This is a genomic window from Sinorhizobium prairiense, from assembly GCF_029201645.2.
Lineage (GTDB): Bacteria > Pseudomonadota > Alphaproteobacteria > Rhizobiales > Rhizobiaceae > Sinorhizobium > Sinorhizobium meliloti_A.
In genome coordinates, this window is sequence record NZ_CP104131.1 from 2731577 (window position 1) to 2749692 (window position 18116).

Consider the following 18116-nt stretch of genomic DNA (forward strand, 5'->3'; position numbering starts at 1 on the left):
CGCGGCTTCTTCCGAAGCTGCCTCGCCGGCAGGGCTTACGCCGCGCGGCTCGCCGCTCTTCCGTTGACGGACGAGGAGTCGCTCTCGATCGCCTCTTTCAGCGGCTTGACCAGGTCGAGCTTCTCCCAGGAGAAGGAACCGTCGCGGCCGGCCTTGCGGCCGAAATGGCCGTAGGCGGAGGTCTTGGCATAGATCGGCCGGTTGAGGTCGAGATGGCGGCGGATGCCCGTCGGCGACAGGTCCATCGTCTTGCGGATGGCGCTCTCCACCTGATCTTCCGAGACCTTTCCGGTGCCGTGCAGGTCGACATAGATCGACAGCGGCTGGGCTACGCCGATCGCGTAGGAAAGCTGGATGGTGCAGCGCTCGGCGAGGCCCGCCGCTACGACATTCTTGGCAAGGTAGCGGGCCGCATAGGCGGCCGAGCGGTCGACCTTGGTCGTGTCCTTGCCGGAGAAGGCACCGCCGCCATGCGGAGCCGCGCCGCCATAGGTGTCGACGATGATCTTGCGGCCGGTAAGGCCCGCGTCGCCGTCCGGTCCACCGATGACGAACTTGCCGGTAGGATTGATGTACCAGGTGCAGTCGTCGGCGATCTTCAGGTCCCCGAGCGCCTCACGGATATAGGGTTCGACCACGGAGCGGACCTTGGTGGAATCCCAGCTCTCGTCGAGATGCTGGGTGGAAAGAACGATCGAGGTGGCCTCGGCCGGCTTGCCGTCGACGTACCGCACCGTCACCTGGCTCTTGGCGTCCGGACCAAGCTTGGCGACTTCGCCTTCGCCCTTCTTGCGGGCCGCGGCGAGCAGATTGAGGATGCGGTGCGAATAGTAGATCGGCGCCGGCATGAGCTCGGCGGTCTCGCGGCAGGCATAGCCGAACATGATGCCCTGATCGCCCGCGCCTTCTTCGCCCTGCTTGTCGGCGGCATTATCCACGCCCTGCGCGATGTGTGCGGACTGGAAGTGCAGAAGAACGTCGATTTTCGCAGTCTTCCAATGGAAGCCGTCCTGCTCATAGCCGATGTCGCGGATCGCCTTGCGGGCCGCCGACTTGAACTTCGAGGGATTGATGACGTCGACGCCGTTCTTGTCTTTCTTGAGAAGGCTCGGCGGCAGCCTGACCTCTCCGGCGATGACCACACGATTGGTCGTCGCCAGCGTCTCACAGGCGATGCGCACAGTCCACGGATCGACGCCGGTCTTTGCGGCTTCGCGGTAGACCAGATCCACGATTTCGTCGGAGATACGGTCACACACTTTGTCCGGATGACCTTCGGCTACGGATTCACTTGTGAACAGGTAGTTTGCGCGCATGCGGGAAGTCCCCTCAATGAAAGAAGCGGTCCAAACGTTTAGTGGTTTTGCCGGTGAAAAACAAGCACACAACGACATAAATATATCTTTATATCGGCATCACTGCGACGTTCCGCTTTCCCGAAAATGCGGACTTGAGGGAAAATTTTCGCTCGCGGGAGTGAGCCGCCGCCAGCGCGCCTTGTCGGATGCGCAGCCTCGAAGCGCTGCCGTCCTTATCGGCAGGGTTGGAGCTCGGACAGCAGTCTCCATACGAAAAAAGCGGCTTGATGCCGCTTCTTTCGTGCCGGGCGACTTGCCGCCTATTCGCTCTCCGCCTCGGCGGCCAGTGCTTTAACGAGGTCTACCAGCTTGCGCCGGACCTTCGGGTCGGAAATTTTCACGAAGGCGCGGTTGAGCTGCAGCCCTTCCGAGGAGGACAGGAAATCGACGACGTAGTTGGAGCTCGACGCCTCGGCCATCCCCGGCCCGGTGCCGCCGCCATCGCCCGGAGCATCCTCGAAGAAGAACGACACCGGCACGTTGAGTATCTGCGAAATGTTCTGCAGCCGGCTCGCACCGACGCGGTTCGTGCCTTTTTCGTACTTCTGGATCTGCTGGAAGGTAATCCCCAGACTCTCGCCGAGCTTCTCCTGGCTCATGCCAAGCATCGTCCGACGAAGGCGAATCCTGCTACCGACATGAATGTCGATCGGGTTCGGTTTCTTCTTATTCTCGATCATATTCGCCTTCCTAAACACGCTGTTTACGTTACCAGCAACCCCGCATTGCAAAATATGCGCTGCGGCAACCCTGTCACGCTCGACGGCAGGCGAAGGTTGATGGCGAAATACACTATGCAATTTTAGGGGTTTTACGTCAATTCTTCCTAATATTAAAACCTGAGCGCGATATTACTGCAACCAGAAATAGAATTCCCATCGTCAGCCAAAAAATTTGTCTGCGCGTTGCGATATTTGTGAGCGTAGGCAGTTTTCCCGGCAGAATTGTGTCTAGAACCCCCTTGTAATTGTAGCCCAATACTAGCACTAAAACACCACGTGCATCAACAACTGCTGAAATACCAGTATTCGCGGCACGAATCATCGGAGTTCCGGTTTCGACCGCGCGGAGCTGCGCCTGATGGAAATGCTGGCGCGGGCCGGGGGTATCGCCGAACCAGGCGTCGTTGGTGATATTGAGGAGCGCGTCTGCGAGCCGGGCATTGCCGTCCACCTCGTCGGCGAAGATCGCCTCGTAACAGATCATCGGATAGATCCGCCGGCCGCCCGGCAAGGTCAGCATCGGGCGGGTGCTGGCCGCCGAGAAACCGCCCGGCATCGAGGCCGCGACGGAGCTCAGGCCCCAGGAGGTCAGCAGATCCTCGAACGGGAGGTATTCACCGAAAGGCACCAGATGCACCTTGTCCGCCGCACCGACGATCTGCCCTCGATCGTCGATGACATAGACCGAATTGTAATAGCGCGGCGGCAGTCCGGCACCGGCATCCTCGACCCTGACGGCGCCGGCGACGAGAACTTGCCCGTCCTGGAGAACGTCGGCGATCCGCGCCAGGGCGTCGGGATTGTCGGTGAGGATGAAAGGGATCGACGTTTCCGGCCAGACGACGATGTCCGGCCGTTTGGCGCCATCCTGGACCGGGGCGGCCGTCAGCGAGAGATGGTCCTCGAAAATCGACGCACGCTCGCGGTCGTCGAGCTTCTTGGCCTGGTCGATCACCGGCTGGACAACGCGGACGCTCATCTCCGGCTGGAGCGGCACAGGTGCCGGCTGGGCGAGCCGGTAAAAGCCGAAAGCGACATGTGCCACAAAGAGCGCTGCGGCGATGGCGAGACCGGCGCGCGCGCCCTTGCCCGTCCAGATCAGAGCCGGCGCGGCGAAGACGAAAACGGCCAGCATGTTGATCGTCGAAAGATTGACGACGCTGGCCGACTGCATCATCAAGGGCATCGGCATGGCCGCATAGCCGATGGCATTCCAGGGGAAGCCGGTAAAGAGAAAACCGCGCAGCCATTCGGCGATGCCGAAGCCGAGCGCAAGGGCGGCGATCCGGCCCCAGCCGTCCGACCAGAGGCTGCGGGCAATGACGACCGCCAGCGCGTAGAAGAGCCCCAGAACGGCCGGGAGGCCGACGACGGTGAGCGGCAGCGCCCAGGCGAACGCGTCCGCCTCGACCAGAAGCGCATTGCCCAGCCACCAGAGACCACCCAGGAAATAACCGAAACCGAAGGACCAGCCGATCGCCGCGGACGGCATCAGCCGCCGCAGCACGCCGTCGCCGGGGTCGGGCGCCACCCCGTCGATCAGCCAGACAAGGACGGGAAAGGAGACGAAAGCCGCCGCGAAAATGCCGAAAGGCGGCTGGGCAAGCACCGCCAGAAGGCCGGCGAGAAAGCCGACGAATGTTCGGGACACGCCCGAGAGAAGTATGATTCTGCCTGCCAGTCTTTCCATTGAACCTCCCGTCGGCGCCGGACGTGGGGGAGACCTTGCGCGGGACCCTGTCCTCGAGGATTCAAGGACACACGCAGCACGACCGAATCAATCGGCGGCAGTCTTCCAAAAAAGTGGCTGCTTGTCCCCTCTCAAGGCGACGGCGAGCCGGCCCTATTCGAACGAGGACGGAGGCTGGGCACCCGCCCCAGTGGGGCCGGCCGTGGTGAACGCATCGGGCAACGGCTCCTTCTCGACCTTCGGCAGGCGGCGGCGTGACGGCGGACGCTTGCGCATGATCCTGACGCGTTTGACGCGACGCGGATCGGCATCGAGAATCTGGAATTCGAAGCCGGGAATCGCCTGGACCACCTCGCCGCGGACAGGAATCCGGCCGAGCGATGCGAAGACCAGTCCGCCCAGCGTATCGACATCCTCGAGTTGCTCGCGCACGTCGAAGTCCGGTCCGACGGCCTCGGCGATCTCCTCGAGCTCCACCCGGGCGTCGGCGACGAAGACGTCGTCCGAGCTGCGCGCGAACATCACTTCCTCGTCGTCATGCTCGTCCTCGATGTCGCCGACCACCATTTCGACGATGTCCTCGAGTGATACGAGACCGTCCGTTCCGCCGTATTCATCGATGACGAGTGCCATCTGGATGCGCGCGGCCTGCATGCGCTGCATGAGATCCGAGGCGAGCATCGACGGCGGCACGAACAGGAGCTGCCGGACGATCCCCGCCTCCTCCACCGTCTTGTCGAGATCGACGCGAGAAAGATCGAAGCCTGCCTTCATCTGCCGGGGCGCCCTTTCGGGCTTGTCGCCATTCGCCGTCGTCGCCGCATGAGCTTTGCCGTTGCGGCGGCGGTTGCGCGCCTGCTTGGTCACATAGGCAAGAAGGTCACGGATGTGCACCATGCCGCGAGGGTCGTCGAGCCCCTCGCTGTAAACCGGCATGCGCGAGCGTCCCGACTCCTCGAAGAGCACCATGAGCTCGCCGATGGTGATATTCTGGTCCACCGCTTCGATGTCGGCTCGCGGAACCATCACGTCCTCGACCCGAACCTCGCGGAAGCGGAGGATGTTGTTGAGCATAGCCCGCTCTTCGGGCGAGAAAGCCGCATTGCCTTCGGCGTCCGTCATGAGCGCATCGGCGAGATCCTCGCGCAGGCTCGACGGGCTCACACCGCGCAACAGACGCGCGGCACGGCTCCAAAATGATGATGTGGATTTGCTGCCCTCGAATCGGGCGGCGGTACTACTACCGGCCTCGGTGTCGCCGGAGGCTTCCGCCTCCTCGGTCGCGACAGCGGCCGGCTGTGTCTTGAAGTCGCTCATCGTTCCAAACTGTCAATGCGGGGGTTGGTCCCCGTAGGGATCAGATAGGCCAAGACGCGCCAAAATGCGAGTCTCCAACCCCTCCATTCTCTCCGCTTCGTCGTCTTCGATATGATCATACCCGAAAAGATGCAGGAATCCATGAACGAGAAGATGCGTCAAATGGGCGTCGAAGGGCTTTTCGAGCTCCACCGCCTCCCGCCTGAGCGTCTCATGGGCGACCACGATGTCGCCGAGCATCGGCCCCGGCATCCTGCCCGGCGTCACCGGAAAAGCGGGAAAGGACAGAACATTCGTCGCCTTGTCCTGGCCTCGCCACTCCGCGTTTATCGCCCTGATCGACTGATCGTCGGTGAAGACCAGCGACAGTTCCGCCGCCTGTGCGGGCAGCGGCTGCTTCTCCTCACGCGCGAGAAAATCGGCCGCTGCCTCGAGAACACGCTCGCAAAAAGACCGAAGCTCGTCTTCGGGCGGCCAGTCTCCTGCCTCGACGCTGATCTGAATGTCCAATGCCGTCATGATAAACGCGGCCGCCTCAGCGATCGCTCTGCTCGCTCTCGTCGTGAACCGCCGTCTGGCTGTCATAGGCCCTGACGATCCGCGCCACCAGAGGATGACGGACGACGTCGGCATCCTTGAAGCGGATCACCGAGACGCCCTCCACGCCCTTGAGTATCTGCAGCGCCTCCACGAGCCCGGACTTTACGCCGCGCGGCAGGTCGACCTGACTCGGATCGCCGGTGACGATCATCCGGCCGTTCTCGCCGAGACGGGTCAGGAACATCTTCATCTGCATCGACGTCGTGTTCTGCGCCTCGTCGAGGATCACGGCGGCATTGGCAAGCGTGCGCCCGCGCATGAAGGCGAGCGGCGCGATCTCGATGACCCCCGCGGTGATTGCCCGCTCGACCTTGTCGCCCGGCATCATGTCGTACAGCGCGTCATAGAGCGGACGCAGATAGGGATCGACCTTCTCCTTCATGTCGCCGGGCAGGAAGCCGAGACGCTCGCCCGCCTCTACAGCCGGACGCGAGAGGATGATCCGGTCGACCGCGCCACGCTCCAGGAGCTGGGCGGCATGGGCGACGGCGAGATAGGTCTTGCCCGTGCCCGCAGGACCGACGCCGAAGACGAGCTCGGCCCGCTCCATGGCGCGGATATCAGGAATCCTGCATCGGCGTGCGCGCAGCGATTGTCTTCTTGCGCGTCGAAATCTGCGCCATTGTCAATTTGGCTTTGCGCTCCATCGTCGGCAACTGTAGCTGATCGTCGGCGGCGACCGCCATGCGGATCGCACCTTCGACATCGGATGTATCGATCGAAGCGCCACTCTGCAGCCTTCCGTAGAGATAGTCGAGGGCACGGCGCGCCTGATTGGTTGCGACGACGTCACCGGAGATGGCGACGGAGTTTCCCCGCGGCCGGGCGTCGATGCGCAATCGCTCTTCCAGCAATTTCAGATTCTGGTCGAACTGACCGAAGAGCTCGCTCGCAAAGCGGTTGTTCTCGAAGGTGAGCACGAAGTGATTGGCGTCCGTCGCGGATGTCTTCGACTGGCGAGATGAGGAAGAAATCAGTTCGTGTCCGTTCAAGCGGTCAGCTCCTCGCGTCCGATTCCCCGATCATCTCGGCAAACAGGCTGTTCGGCCCGGCCTTGGTGATTCGCACTCTGATAATGTCACCGATTTGCGATGCTTTTGCATCAACATTCACGGGCTGCAGCCACGGCGACCGGCCGACGAGCTGCCCCGGCATGCGGCCCGGCTTCTCCAGGAGCAGGTCGATCTCCCGACCCACACAGGCCTCGGCGAAACCGCGCTGCTGCTTTACGAGCAAAGCCTGCAATATTTCCAAACGCTTGGCCTTCACGTCCTCGGGAACCTGTTCCTTGAGCTCGGCGCCCGGCGTGCCGGGACGCGTCGAATACTTAAACGAGAAAGCCTGTGCATAGTTCACTTCCTCGACAAGTCGGAGGGTATCCTCGAAGTCCTGATCGGTCTCGCCGGGAAAGCCGACGATGAAATCGCCCGAAAGCGCAAGGTCGGGCTGCGCCGCACGAATGCGCTCGACGAGCGCCAGGTATTCGGCAGCCGTATGGCGCCGGTTCATCGCCTTCAGGATACGGTCGGAGCCCGACTGGACCGGCAGGTGCAGATAGGGCATCAGCTTCGCCATCGACCGGTGCGCCTCTATGAGGCTGTCGTCCATGTCGCGCGGATGGCTGGTGGTATAGCGCAGGCGTGCAAGGCCGTCGATTTCGCCGAGGCGCCGCAAGAGGTCGCCAAGGCTCCATTCGCGCCCATGCGGACCCTCGCCGTGCCAGGCGTTGACATTCTGTCCGAGCAGGGTGATTTCGCGCACGCCGCCCTCGACGAGCTTCTCCGCCTCCGCCACGATCTGTGACACCGGGCGCGAGACTTCCGAGCCGCGCGTGTAGGGTACCACGCAGAAAGTGCAGAACTTGTCGCAGCCTTCCTGGACGGTCAGGAAAGCCGTGACGCCCCGCGCACGGGTCTTGGCCTTATCGGGCGCCGGCAGATGGACGAACTTGTCCTCGATGGCATAGTCCGTTTCCACGATACGCTGGCCGGCGCGAGCCCGCTTCAGCGCCTCGGGAAGGCGATGATAGGTCTGAGGGCCTATGACGAGATCGACCGCCGGGACGCGGCGGAGAATCTCGTCGCCCTCCGCCTGGGCCACGCAGCCGGCCACGCCGATCAGCATCTCGCGGCCCTCGCGCGCCTTTGCCTTCTTCAGTTCGCGCAGGCGACCGAGCTCGGAATAGACCTTCTCGGCAGCCTTTTCGCGGATATGACAGGTGTTGAGCAGCACGAAATCGGCGTCTTCCAGGACATCGGTCGCAACATAGCCGTCGCGCGAGAGCGCATCCGACATGCGGTCGGAGTCATAGACGTTCATCTGGCAGCCATAGGTCTTGACGAAGACCTTGCGCGCCGGAACGTTCAGGTCGCCCGCCTCGGGCGACGTCGACAGAAGAGCGGTTTCCTGGGTCATGCGGGTTCTTTAGTGCATAGCGCCCCAAAGTTGAAGCATTTTCGGGCCGGCACGGCGCGAGCCGCGACCGGCCACCCTTTCAGGGTGATCCCGGATTGAGGCATTTGAGAGTACTACCGCGACCTTCGCGCATCCGACGGGACGTCGGGCGCCGCAGAGAGCGCGGCCGGCTCGAGCTTCGCGGCGGATCGGGAACGCCCTCGCAGCCGATCCGACAGCATTTTGCGGATACGCTGCTCGATGAGGCGGCTCACTTCCTTGCGGTTCGCGTGCCGGTCATAATCCACCGCCTCGCCGAAATCGACATCGACCTCCAGGGCTCCCTCTCTGAGCACCCCCAGAAGGTGCGGCACCAGACCGATGTCGCCCGGCCATGCGGCGATCGGCCGATGATAGCGACCCATCGGCATGCCGTGGATGCCGGTGTAGGAAATCGCCAGCGGCTGGACATGAACCACGCCGGTCGGCGACTGCGGGACCGCCGAAGCGGCCGCGCCGAACAGCGAGGTCTTGATGTCGAGCAGCCGGTTGCCGTCGGAGGTCGTTCCTTCCGGGAAGAGCACGACGATTTCCCCATCGGCGAGCCGTCGCCCGATATCATTGACCTGGTGACCGGTGGTGCGCTTCTGCTCGCGCTCCACGAAAACCGATGCCTGAAGGCGGGCGAGAAGCCCGAATACCGGCCAGCTCTTGACGTCCGACTTGGCAACGAAAACGACGTCCGCCACCGAGGAAAGCACCAGGATATCCTTCCAGGAGACGTGATTGGCGCTGAGGAGCAAGGGACGCCGGCGGTCGAGCTCGCCATGGACGCGGACGTGCAGGCCGAGCAGCAGGCAGGCGACGCGATGCCAGTGACGCGGCAGCCGGCGCCGCGGTTTCAGATCGAGCCAGAGACAAAGGATCTGGACCGGCATCAGCACCAGCGAGACCATGACGAGCAGCATGCCGCAAAGAGCGACCCGCACCCAATTGATCATCCGCAGGCACCTTCCAAACTGCGCTTCACCGTTTGCGTGAAATCATGAACGTGATCTATTCCAATGGGTTGAGACGCGGGATACGGGCGAAAACCGCACACGCCTTCCTCATCTCGCTCCAGAGCATTTCCAGGAAAAGTGTGTACCGGTTTTCCGTCCGGAAGTGCGTTGGCCCAAAGGGTTAGAGCGTTTCAGTGTTTCCATGAAACAGCGAGATGCTCTAACGAAGATCGAGCCGCATGACAAGCGCCGCGCTGCGCTCGCCGGGCCGCACCTGGTAATAGGCCTTCCGCTCCCCGACCTTGCGGAAGCCGAGCTTTCCGTAGAGACCGATCGCGGCCTGGTTCGTCTCGTCGACTTCCAGGAACAGTGCCTCTGCTCCCTTGACGGCGGCCTCCCGCATCGCCGCCTGCATGAGGCGCCAGCCGAGACCGGAGCGCGCGTAGCGGGGGTCGACCCCAATCGTCAGTATCTCGGCCTCGCCGGCGACCGCCCGCGACAGGACGAAGCCGCCGAAGGCCGGCCGGAACATGCCGTTGGCATTGGTCTGGCGCGCGACGAATCCGAACACTGTCTCCTGACTCAGGAGCCCATGGATTTCGCCGTCGCTCCAGGCTGCGGCAAAGCGCTGGCGATGCAGCGCGGCCGCGGCGCCGAGATCGGCCTCTTCAAGCGCGAAAATGTCGAATTCGGCGCGGCGGGTGAAATAGTCGGTAAGGCTCATCGGGGCGTTTCTTGGACGTTCTGGAGAATATACGGGCGAATGGCGTTTGGCGTCTTCCGGTCAGGCGCGGGTCACGGCGAATCCGGCCTGGGGCTTGGCGTCCGGTCCGCGCAGATAAAGCGGCTTAGGACGCGCAGAAGCCGGATCGGCCGCCGCGCCCAGCCGGGCGAGGGTCGCCATATCGATCTCGTCCGGCTTGCCGCCCGCCGCGCCGGTGACGGCAAGGGCACCGGAGCCGCAGACGATGCCGGCGAAACCGGAAAAGCGCCGGAGCGCTTCCTCGGCGGCCAGGATTTCCGCCTCCCCTGCGGCCGTCCCGAAGCATCGAAGGCCTGGAGGTAAAGCTCGTCCCGTTTGGCGTCGAGGACGACGAGCACCGGCTGGCCTGCCTGTTTCAGCCGCGCGCTTTCGGCGACGACCTGAAGCGTCGTGACCCCGACTGCCGGCTTTCCGAGCGCCAGGGCAAGGCCGCGCGCAGCGGCAACGCCGACACGGATCCCGGTGAACGATCCCGGACCTATCGTCACGGCAATCCGATCGATCTCGCCGAGTTCCCGGCCCGAGACGCTCAAGGCCTCATCCACGAATTCCATGAGGCGCTCCGCATGGCCACGTCCGATTTCCGCGCCCGCGCATGCCAGAAGCTCTCCGGAGCCGTCGTCGTAGACGGCAGCGAAACAACCGGACCCGGATGTATCAATGGCAAGAACTAGCATTTCAGCCGCGGTCTCCTCCCTGCGTCCTGCGATCGGTGCGGCTGCGAGGGTGCGCAACCGCAATTACCGCATCTACAAGTCGCTGCGGCACGTCGGAATCACACCTGTGATTCTATCCCAAAAACCACACCGGCATAAGGAATATGGAAAACGATATAAGGAAAATGAAGCCGAACTGGAAGCGAAGGATGCGCGGGCCCGCCATGCAGGTTTCCGCGCCTCGACCCGCTTCGGATCAGACGGATTCGACCGCTTCGACTTCAGGAACGAAGTGGCGCAACAGGTTCTGCACGCCGTGCCTCAAGGTCGCGGTCGAAGAGGGGCAGCCGGCGCATGCGCCTTTCATGTTCAGGAACACCGTTCCGTCCTTGAAGCCGCGGAAGGTGATGTCGCCGCCGTCCTGGGCGACGGCGGGCCGAACCCGCGTCTCGAGCAGTTCCTTGATCGTGGCGACGATCGCCTCGTCGCCCTCGTCGAAGAACTCGTCCTCCTCATCCGTCTGCTCGGCACGGCCGGCGCCCGACATGATCGGCTGCCCCGACATGAAATGCTCCATGATCGAGCCGAGGATCGCGGGCTTCAGGTGCTGCCACTCCTGCGCTTCCTTGCTAACGGTTATGAAGTCATAGCCGAAATAGACGCCGGTGACGCCGGGGATCGAGAAGAGCCGAGCCGCAAGGGGCGATCCTGCAAGGGCCTCTTCTTCGCTCCGGAATTCGGCGGTGCCGTTCTCCATCACCACCTTGCCCGGCAGGAATTTCAAAGTGGCGGGATTCGGTGTGGCTTCGGTCTGGATGAACATGTCTCACTCCGTTCTGCCGGGAGCGCTCCTCGACCGGCTTTTTAGAATTGTTCCAAAATATAGGAGCCTCGGGTGGAGCCCGCAAGGCGTAATAGCGTGATTCAAAGCGCTACAGCGACCTTTGCTCATGTGATGGGACGCGCAGCGCTGTGGAGATCAGGTCAACGCGTCGATTTCCTCATCCGTCAGAAGGTCTGGAATGACCGTGACCGGAATCGGGAAGGCCGCGGCCTTCCCGGCAATGGACGAAACGAGCGGCCCCGGGCCTTCCTTCGCCGATCCGGCCGCCAGCACCAGGATCGCGATGTCGCGGTCCTCTTCGATGGCGGCGTGAATCTGTTCCGTGGCGATGCCCTCGCGGATGACGATTTCCGGCTCGATGCCGATCCGTTCGCGCACCGTCTGCGCGATCTTGGCGAGCGTCGCCTCGGCCTCGTCCCGCGCTTCGGCGCGCATGATCTCCTCGACCCCCAGCCATTGCTGGAAGTCGCCGTCGGCGATCACGTAGAGCAGCACGAGGCCGCCATTGGAATTCTTCGCGCGCATACCGGCATAATGCACGGCGCGGCCGCATTCGGGCGTGTCGTCGATCACCGCCATGAACTTGCGGCGATGGCCTTCCATTCGTGAGAGTCGGGTTGAAACCATGCGGTGAACATTACAACGCCGCGCGGCGCCCGCAAGGTCTCATTTTCGTGAACTACTGCAAAAAGCCGATGATTTCGCGGACCTCGCGCATGGTCTTCTCGGCGCGTTCCCGGGCGCGCTCCCCGCCCTTGCGCAGGATAGCGTCGATATGCGCGGTATCGCCCATCAACCGGCGCATCTCGCCCGTGATCGGCGAAAGCACGCTGACGGCGAGGTCGGCCAGAGCCGGCTTGAAGGTCGAGAATTGCTGGCCGCCGAATTCGGCAAGCACCTCTTCTTTCGACCTGTCGGCGAGCGCGGCGTAAATGCCGACGAGATTTTCGGCCTCCGGTCGATCCTTAAGACCGTCCGCTTCGCTCGGAAGCGCGTCCGGGTCGGTTTTGGCCTTGCGGATCTTCTTCAGGATCGTATCGGCATCGTCCATCAGATTGATGCGCGACAGGTCGGATGGATCCGATTTCGACATCTTCTTGGTGCCGTCGCGCAGCGACATGACACGCGGTGCCGGGCCGCCGATCAAGGGTTCCACCGGTGGGAAATAGGCATGGATCGGCTCTTCTCCGACGACGATGTCGACGCCGTAGCCCCGCGTCCGGATATGCTCCATGAAGTCGATGTTGAACTTCTGGGCGATGTCGCGGGTGAGTTCCAGGTGCTGCTTCTGGTCGTCGCCGACGGGCACGTGGGTGGCGCGATAAACGAGGATGTCGGCCGCCATCAGGCTCGGATAGGCGAGCAGGCCGAGCGAAGCGTTTTCACGGTCCTTGCCGGCCTTGTCCTTGAACTGGGTCATCCGGTTCATCCAGCCGATGCGGGCGACGCAGTTGAAGATCCAGGCGAGCTCGGCGTGTTGCGGCACGGCCGACTGGTTGAAGACGATGTGCTTTTCGGGGTCGATGCCCGAGGCGATGAAAGCCGCCGCGATCGACCGGATCTGGCCCGGCAGGTCCTCATGCACGAGCTGCGCGGTGATCGAGTGCAGGTCGACGACGCAATAGATGCAATCGTTGTTTTCCTGAAGGGCGACGAATTTGCGCATCGCGCCGAGATAATTGCCGAGATGCAGGTTGCCGGTCGGCTGAACACCGGAAAATACGAGCGGCTTGAATTCGTTCATGTCGTCCCCAATCGGGCTTGTGGAGGGCCCGGCTCCAGTTGATATCCGCCGCGCTTATGCACGGCGGGCCGGGCGCAATCAAGAGGCATGGTCACGCGGGCTGAAGGAGATCCCACCTATTGCCGAAGGGATCGGCGAAGACGGCAACGGTTCCGTAGACCTCATGGCGGGGCGCCTCGAGGAACGTGACGCCTGCCGAAAGCATGGCGGCGTGATCGCGGCCGAAGTCGTCGGTAAAGAGAAAGAAGCCGACCCGCCCGCCGGTCTGATTGCCGATCGCGGCGCGCTGCCTTTCGCCCTCGGCCCTGGCGAGCAGGAGAGCGGTCTCCGCCGCACCTTTCGGCCGCACGACGACCCAGCGCTTGCCGCCGCCGAGGTCGCTGTCATCGAGGAGGTCGAAGCCGAGTTTGCCGCAGTAAAAGGCGATGCCCTCGTCGTAGTCGGGCACGACGATGGCGACGCGGGCAATCGACTGTCTCATTGCCGATCCGCCCCTTCGCTCGCCCGCTCGGCGGACGGGGCCGGTGCCCCCCGTTTGACGCTGCGGCGGATCATCGAGAGGCTTGCGCCGCCGGTCCCGAACGCGACCGCGAAATAGATCGCCATCGCGGCGGCGATCAGGCCGCAGAGCGTAAGGGCGCGGGTCGCAAGCGATGCGGCGGAAGAAAGGGGCAAGGCGAGCCAATCCACGGCAAAGTGCAACGCGGCCGCCATGACGGCAGCGGCGATCACCAGCCGGGGAATCCTCGTCAGCAAGGGAATATCGCGCCCCCAGTGCCCACGCCAGACGAGCGTCGCGAAAAGAAGCAGGGCGTTCACCCAGCCGGCGACGATTTCGGCCGTCGCGATGCCGCTAGCGGCAAGCGACGGAAAGAGCGTCAGCGCCAGGGAGACGTTCACGGCCACGGAAATTCCGGCGAAGATCATCGGCGTTCGGGTGTCCTCGCGGGCGAAGAATCCGGGAATGAAGGCCTTGATCAGCACGAAGGCCGGCAGGCCGAGGCCGTAGATCGCCAGAATATGCCCGACGACGACAGTGGATTCCGGCGAGAACTGGCCGCGCTCGAAGAGGAGCCGGACGATCGGCTCCGACATGACGAGCAGTGCCGCCGCGGCGGGAAGTGTCAGGAACAGCGTGAATTCGACGGAACGGTTCTGCAGGTTTGCCGCCTCTTTGAGATTACCGCCGCGCAGAGCCCGCGCAAGCTCGGGCAGAAGCACGGTCGCAACGGCAATGCCGACGACGCCGAGCGGCAGCTGATAGATGCGGTCGGCATAGACGAGCGACGAGACGGCGCCTTCCTTTGCAGAAGCGATATTGGTGTTGATCAGGAGGTTGATCTGCGTGATGCCGCCGGTGATCGCCGCGGGAAGCGCCAGCACCAGCAGGCGCTTGACGTTCGCCGTCAGCCGGGGCCGGCGAAAGCCGATCCGGATTCCGGCATTGCGCACCGCGACCCAGACGATCGCCAGTTGCACGAGGCCCGCGGCCAGCACCCCCCAGGAGAGATCATAGCCGACCGCGACCGCATCCTGGCCGCTGTACCAGGCATAGGCCAGAACGCCGATCAGGATGAAGTTCAGGAAGACCGGCGCGATGGCTGCCGCGAAATAGCGGTGCAGCGAATTGAGCATGCCCGCCATCATTGCCGCCAGCGACATGCAGGCGAGATAGGGAAACATGATCGTCGCGAAGGTGACGGTGCTTGTGAATTTCGCGGGGTCGTCGGCAAATCCGGGAGCGATCAACTGCCCGACGATGAAAGGCATCGCCAGTTCCATGGCGATCGTCAGCAGAAGAAGAACGGTGAAGAGGACGCCGAAGACCTCCTCGGAAAAGCGCCGTGCGCCTTCCATGCCGTGCGCCTCGATCTCCCTGGCGAAGAGCGGCACGAAGGCCGAATTGAACGCCCCTTCGGCAAAAAGCCTGCGAAAGGTGTTCGGCAGCCGGAAGGCGGTGTTGAAGGCGTCGGCGACCGGGCCGGTGCCGAGCGCTGCCGCCATGAAGGTTTCCCGGATGAAGCCGAAGAGCCGGCTTCCGAGCGTTGCGCCGCCGACGGTAGCGAATTTCTTGACCAGACTCATGTTTCGGCTTTTGTCGTTTTGGAACCGTAGGGTACGCGGGACACAGGGGTCGGCGCAATGATGCCGGAGGGCATGCGCTCGCGCGCTTCGTCCACCTCGCCCGCCAGCACCGCCTTGAGGCGCGCCGCGATGTTCATCTGCCGGTTCTCGCTGGTGATCTTCGAGCCGACCAGATCGGTGACGTAGAAGGTGTCGATGACCTTTTCGCCGAAGGTGGTGATATGGGCCGAGGCGATGTCGAGCGATAGGTCTGACAGCACCGCGGTCACTTCGGAAAGCAGACCGGTCCGGTCGAGGCCCTCGACCTCGATGACGGTGAACTTGTTCGACAGCGTATTGCTGATGGTTACCTCCGGCGTCACGGTGAAGGCCCTGCTGCGCTTCTTCACACGCGTCCGGCTGGCGATCACCTCCGGAAGCCGCTTGCGGCCGGAGAGCACGTCCTCGATCAGCTTGCCGATGCTCGCCGCCCGGCGCGTCTCGTCCTCGGCGACCGAGAACTCGCGGTTGACGAGAATGGTATCGAGCGCCCGGCCGTCCGATGTCGTGTGGATCTGCGCGCCGACGATGTTGGCGCCAGCCGCGGCGCAAGCGCCGGCGATGACGGTCAGCAGGCGCGGATGGTCCGGCGACAGCACCGTGATTTCGGTGATGGCGTGGAAGTCATGGGTCCGCACCATGGTCGCGAGCGTCCGGCCCGCATTGTCCGCCTCACGGATGAAGCCCGCATGACGCACCTGCTCCTCGAGCGCCACGGTCAGAAGATAGGGCTGGTAATGCAGCCGCACATAAGCCTGGCGCTCCTTCTTGGGCCAGTCGGCGAGCGCCTCCTCCAGCATATGGGCGGCGTGCTTCGCCCGCTCCTTGCGCGACAGTTCCGAAAAGCCGCCCGAGAGCAGAAGCTCGGTCTCGTAGTAGAGCGTGCGCAGGAGCTGGCCCTTCCAGCCGTTCCAGACGCCGGGCCCGACGGCGCGGATGTCGCAGACGGTGAGGATGAGCAGCATCTTCAGCCGTTCGAGGGATTGGACCCGTTCGGCGAAATCGACGATGGTCTTGCGGTCGTTAAGATCGCGGGTCTGCGCGACCATCGACATGGTCAGATGTTCCTCGACCAGCCAGACCACCATTTCCGTCTGTTTCGGGGTCAGCCTGAAGCGCGGGCAAAGCTTTCGCGCGACCTTGGCGCCGGCCACCGAATGATCCTCCGGGCGGCCCTTGGCGATGTCGTGCAGCAGAACGGCGACGTAGAGCGCCTCGCGGTCCTCGATACCAGGCATCAGCATCGCCGTCAGGGGATGCGCCTCCTCCTCCAGGCCCCGCTCGATGCGGGAGAGGACGTCGACCGAGCGCAGGAGATGCTCGTCCACCGTGTAGTGGTGATACATGTTGAACTGCATCATCGAGACGATCTTGCCGAATTCGGGAATGAAACGGCCGAGCACCCCCGCTTCGTTCATCCGGCGAAGGATCAGTTCCGGATTGCGCCGCGAGGTGAGAATCGACAGGAAGAGCCGGTTGGCCTCTTCGTTTTCGCGCAAGTGGGGCCTGATCAGGCTCAAAGAACGGGTCACCTGCTTCAGCGCCGCCGGATGAAATTCGAGCCCGTTAATGTCGGCGATGTGGAACAGGCGCATGAGGTTTGCCGGGTCGCGCTTGAACACGTCGGTGCTCGCAAGCGCGATGCGCCCGCCGTCATCGACGAAATCGAGCGTGCCCGCGATCTTGCGGACGCGATTGCGGAAGCGGCTTATGACGCCCGTTATCCCGGGCGTGTCCTTGGCCTGCTGGTCCTCCAGCGCCGAGCAGAAGATGCGGGTCAGGTCGCCGACGTCCTTGGCCACCAGGAAGTAGTGCTTCATGAAGCGTTCCACTGCCGAGAGCCCGGGGTGATCGTGATAGCCGAGCGCCTCGGCGATCTCGCGCTGGATGTCGAATGAGAGGCGCTCCTCCGCCTTGCCGGTCAGGAAATGCATGTGGCAGCGCACCGCCCAGAGAAAATCCTCGGCCTTCTGGAAGAGCTTGTACTCCTGCTTCGAAAGGACGCCGAGCTTGACGAGATCGGCGGAGTCCTTGACGCGGTAGAAATATTTCGAAATCCAGAAGAGCGTGTGCAGGTCGCGCAAGCCGCCCTTGCTTTCCTTGACATTCGGCTCGACGAGGTAGCGCGTGTCGCCCGCCTTGCGATGGCGCTCGTCCCGCTCGGCGAGCTTCGCCGCAATGAATTCCGGGCCGGTATTGCGGACGATCTCGTGGTCGAAGCGCGTTTCGAGTTCGTTCGCCAGGGCCGCGGACCCGCAGACATAGCGGCATTCGAGGATTGCCGTGCGGATGGTCATGTCTGCACGCGACAGGCGGATGCATTCCTCGATCGTTCGCGTTGCGTGGCCGACCTTGAAGCCGAGGTCCCACAGGATATAGAGCATGAATTCGATCGCCGGCTCCGCCCAGACCGCCTTCTTGGCGGGCAGGAGGAAGAGCAGGTCGATATCCGAGCCTGGCGCCAGCGTTCCGCGGCCGTAGCCGCCGACGGCGGTGACCGCGATGCGCGAAGCCTCGGGAGCCTTCGCGGCGTCGAAAATCTGGTTCAGCACGAAGTCGTGCAAAAGGGTAATCAGCTGGTCCTGAAGCCAGGAGATGCGCTCGGCGCATTTTATTCCTGCGCCGTCTGCGGCGAGCAGTTCGCGCGCCTTGGCGCGGCCCGCGACATTTGCCTCCTTGAAGGCCGCAAGCAAGGCCCGGCGCATCGGTTCGCGCTGTTCGGCATGAGCGGAGGCGATGAAGTCGCACCTGGCCCGAAGCGCCGACACGTCCAGGATTTCGGGAAAGGAGGTTTGGTGTCTGGCCATGAAGTGCCGAGGGGCGTCCTGTCCGACTTAGATCATTCGTTGCAAGCGCCGCTGTATAGCCCTTTTGCCGGCCGAATGACAGGGGAAATAGCCCGG

The 18116-nt window shown here is 63.3% G+C and carries 14 protein-coding genes and 2 pseudogenes; all 16 read right to left on the reverse strand.

Annotated elements, in window-relative coordinates; translation table 11 throughout:
- Positions 1-35: 35 nt before the first annotated feature.
- The 16 genes and pseudogenes from metK to N0Q91_RS15955 all read right to left on the reverse strand — a co-directional run bounded on the left by metK (position 36) and on the right by N0Q91_RS15955 (position 18020).
- Positions 36-1316 carry a methionine adenosyltransferase gene (gene metK / locus N0Q91_RS15880; protein ID WP_100669750.1) on the reverse strand — a complete coding sequence of 427 codons (1281 nt, stop codon included), beginning with the start codon at positions 1314-1316 and terminating at the stop codon, positions 36-38.
- A gap of 302 nt (positions 1317-1618) precedes the next feature.
- Positions 1619-2038 carry a helix-turn-helix domain-containing protein gene (locus N0Q91_RS15885; protein WP_003527670.1) on the reverse strand — a complete coding sequence of 140 codons (420 nt, stop codon included), beginning with the start codon at positions 2036-2038 and terminating at the stop codon, positions 1619-1621.
- 136 nt (positions 2039-2174) lie between these two features.
- Positions 2175-3770: an apolipoprotein N-acyltransferase gene (lnt, locus tag N0Q91_RS15890; RefSeq protein WP_275596887.1), complete on the reverse strand. Its 1596-nt coding sequence runs from the start codon at positions 3768-3770 to the stop codon at positions 2175-2177.
- A gap of 153 nt (positions 3771-3923) precedes the next feature.
- On the reverse strand, positions 3924-5087 hold the full coding sequence (locus tag N0Q91_RS15895) for a hemolysin family protein (protein ID WP_275596888.1): 1164 nt from the start codon (positions 5085-5087) through the stop codon (positions 3924-3926).
- 12 nt (positions 5088-5099) lie between these two features.
- Positions 5100-5606 carry an rRNA maturation RNase YbeY gene (gene ybeY, locus N0Q91_RS15900; RefSeq protein ID WP_100669753.1) on the reverse strand — a complete coding sequence of 169 codons (507 nt, stop codon included), beginning with the start codon at positions 5604-5606 and terminating at the stop codon, positions 5100-5102.
- Between the two features lie 16 nt (positions 5607-5622).
- Positions 5623-6679, reverse strand: a pseudogene (locus N0Q91_RS15905) (PhoH family protein).
- A gap of 4 nt (positions 6680-6683) precedes the next feature.
- On the reverse strand, positions 6684-8102 hold the full coding sequence (gene miaB, locus N0Q91_RS15910) for a tRNA (N6-isopentenyl adenosine(37)-C2)-methylthiotransferase MiaB (RefSeq protein ID WP_018094010.1): 1419 nt from the start codon (positions 8100-8102) through the stop codon (positions 6684-6686).
- 113 nt (positions 8103-8215) lie between these two features.
- A complete protein-coding gene (olsA, locus tag N0Q91_RS15915) occupies positions 8216-9082 on the reverse strand; it encodes a lyso-ornithine lipid O-acyltransferase (RefSeq protein WP_275596889.1) in 867 nt (288 codons plus the stop codon).
- A gap of 220 nt (positions 9083-9302) precedes the next feature.
- Positions 9303-9806: a GNAT family N-acetyltransferase gene (locus N0Q91_RS15920; RefSeq protein ID WP_275596890.1), complete on the reverse strand. Its 504-nt coding sequence runs from the start codon at positions 9804-9806 to the stop codon at positions 9303-9305.
- 60 nt (positions 9807-9866) lie between these two features.
- A pseudogene (gene tsaB, locus N0Q91_RS15925) lies at positions 9867-10522 on the reverse strand (tRNA (adenosine(37)-N6)-threonylcarbamoyltransferase complex dimerization subunit type 1 TsaB).
- A gap of 235 nt (positions 10523-10757) precedes the next feature.
- Entirely contained in the window at positions 10758-11324 is a 567-nt protein-coding gene (locus N0Q91_RS15930; protein WP_100669759.1) for a NifU family protein, read from the reverse strand.
- Between the two features lie 156 nt (positions 11325-11480).
- Entirely contained in the window at positions 11481-11972 is a 492-nt protein-coding gene (locus N0Q91_RS15935; RefSeq protein WP_003527692.1) for a universal stress protein, read from the reverse strand.
- Between the two features lie 52 nt (positions 11973-12024).
- Complete coding sequence (gene trpS / locus N0Q91_RS15940; RefSeq protein WP_275596891.1) at positions 12025-13089, reverse strand: tryptophan--tRNA ligase; 1065 nt, start codon at positions 13087-13089, stop codon at positions 12025-12027.
- A 91-nt stretch (positions 13090-13180) separates the two neighbouring features.
- Positions 13181-13570: a VOC family protein gene (locus N0Q91_RS15945; protein WP_275596892.1), complete on the reverse strand. Its 390-nt coding sequence runs from the start codon at positions 13568-13570 to the stop codon at positions 13181-13183.
- Entirely contained in the window at positions 13567-15174 is a 1608-nt protein-coding gene (murJ, locus tag N0Q91_RS15950) for a murein biosynthesis integral membrane protein MurJ (protein ID WP_275596893.1), read from the reverse strand. The genes N0Q91_RS15945 and murJ overlap by 4 nt, the downstream gene beginning before the upstream one ends.
- Positions 15171-18020: a [protein-PII] uridylyltransferase gene (locus N0Q91_RS15955; protein ID WP_275596894.1), complete on the reverse strand. Its 2850-nt coding sequence runs from the start codon at positions 18018-18020 to the stop codon at positions 15171-15173. The genes murJ and N0Q91_RS15955 overlap by 4 nt, the downstream gene beginning before the upstream one ends.
- Between the last annotated feature and the right edge of the window lie 96 nt (positions 18021-18116).

Excerpts from the sequence above, each read along its gene's own strand:
- N0Q91_RS15935 (WP_003527692.1), bottom strand. The coding sequence starts at position 11,972 with ATGGTTTCAACCCGACTCTCACGAATGGAAGGCCATCGCCGCAAGTTC.
- N0Q91_RS15945 (WP_275596892.1), bottom strand. The coding sequence starts at position 13,570 with ATGAGACAGTCGATTGCCCGCGTCGCCATCGTCGTGCCCGACTACGAC.
- trpS (WP_275596891.1), bottom strand. The coding sequence starts at position 13,089 with ATGAACGAATTCAAGCCGCTCGTATTTTCCGGTGTTCAGCCGACCGGC.
- miaB (WP_018094010.1), bottom strand. The coding sequence starts at position 8,102 with ATGACCCAGGAAACCGCTCTTCTGTCGACGTCGCCCGAGGCGGGCGAC.
- N0Q91_RS15920 (WP_275596890.1), bottom strand. The coding sequence starts at position 9,806 with ATGAGCCTTACCGACTATTTCACCCGCCGCGCCGAATTCGACATTTTC.
- lnt (WP_275596887.1), bottom strand. The coding sequence starts at position 3,770 with ATGGAAAGACTGGCAGGCAGAATCATACTTCTCTCGGGCGTGTCCCGA.
- olsA (WP_275596889.1), bottom strand. The coding sequence starts at position 9,082 with ATGATCAATTGGGTGCGGGTCGCTCTTTGCGGCATGCTGCTCGTCATG.
- N0Q91_RS15895 (WP_275596888.1), bottom strand. The coding sequence starts at position 5,087 with ATGAGCGACTTCAAGACACAGCCGGCCGCTGTCGCGACCGAGGAGGCG.
- N0Q91_RS15930 (WP_100669759.1), bottom strand. The coding sequence starts at position 11,324 with ATGTTCATCCAGACCGAAGCCACACCGAATCCCGCCACTTTGAAATTC.
- murJ (WP_275596893.1), bottom strand. The coding sequence starts at position 15,174 with ATGAGTCTGGTCAAGAAATTCGCTACCGTCGGCGGCGCAACGCTCGGA.
- ybeY (WP_100669753.1), bottom strand. The coding sequence starts at position 5,606 with ATGACGGCATTGGACATTCAGATCAGCGTCGAGGCAGGAGACTGGCCG.
- metK (WP_100669750.1), bottom strand. The coding sequence starts at position 1,316 with ATGCGCGCAAACTACCTGTTCACAAGTGAATCCGTAGCCGAAGGTCAT.
- N0Q91_RS15955 (WP_275596894.1), bottom strand. The coding sequence starts at position 18,020 with ATGGCCAGACACCAAACCTCCTTTCCCGAAATCCTGGACGTGTCGGCG.
- N0Q91_RS15885 (WP_003527670.1), bottom strand. The coding sequence starts at position 2,038 with ATGATCGAGAATAAGAAGAAACCGAACCCGATCGACATTCATGTCGGT.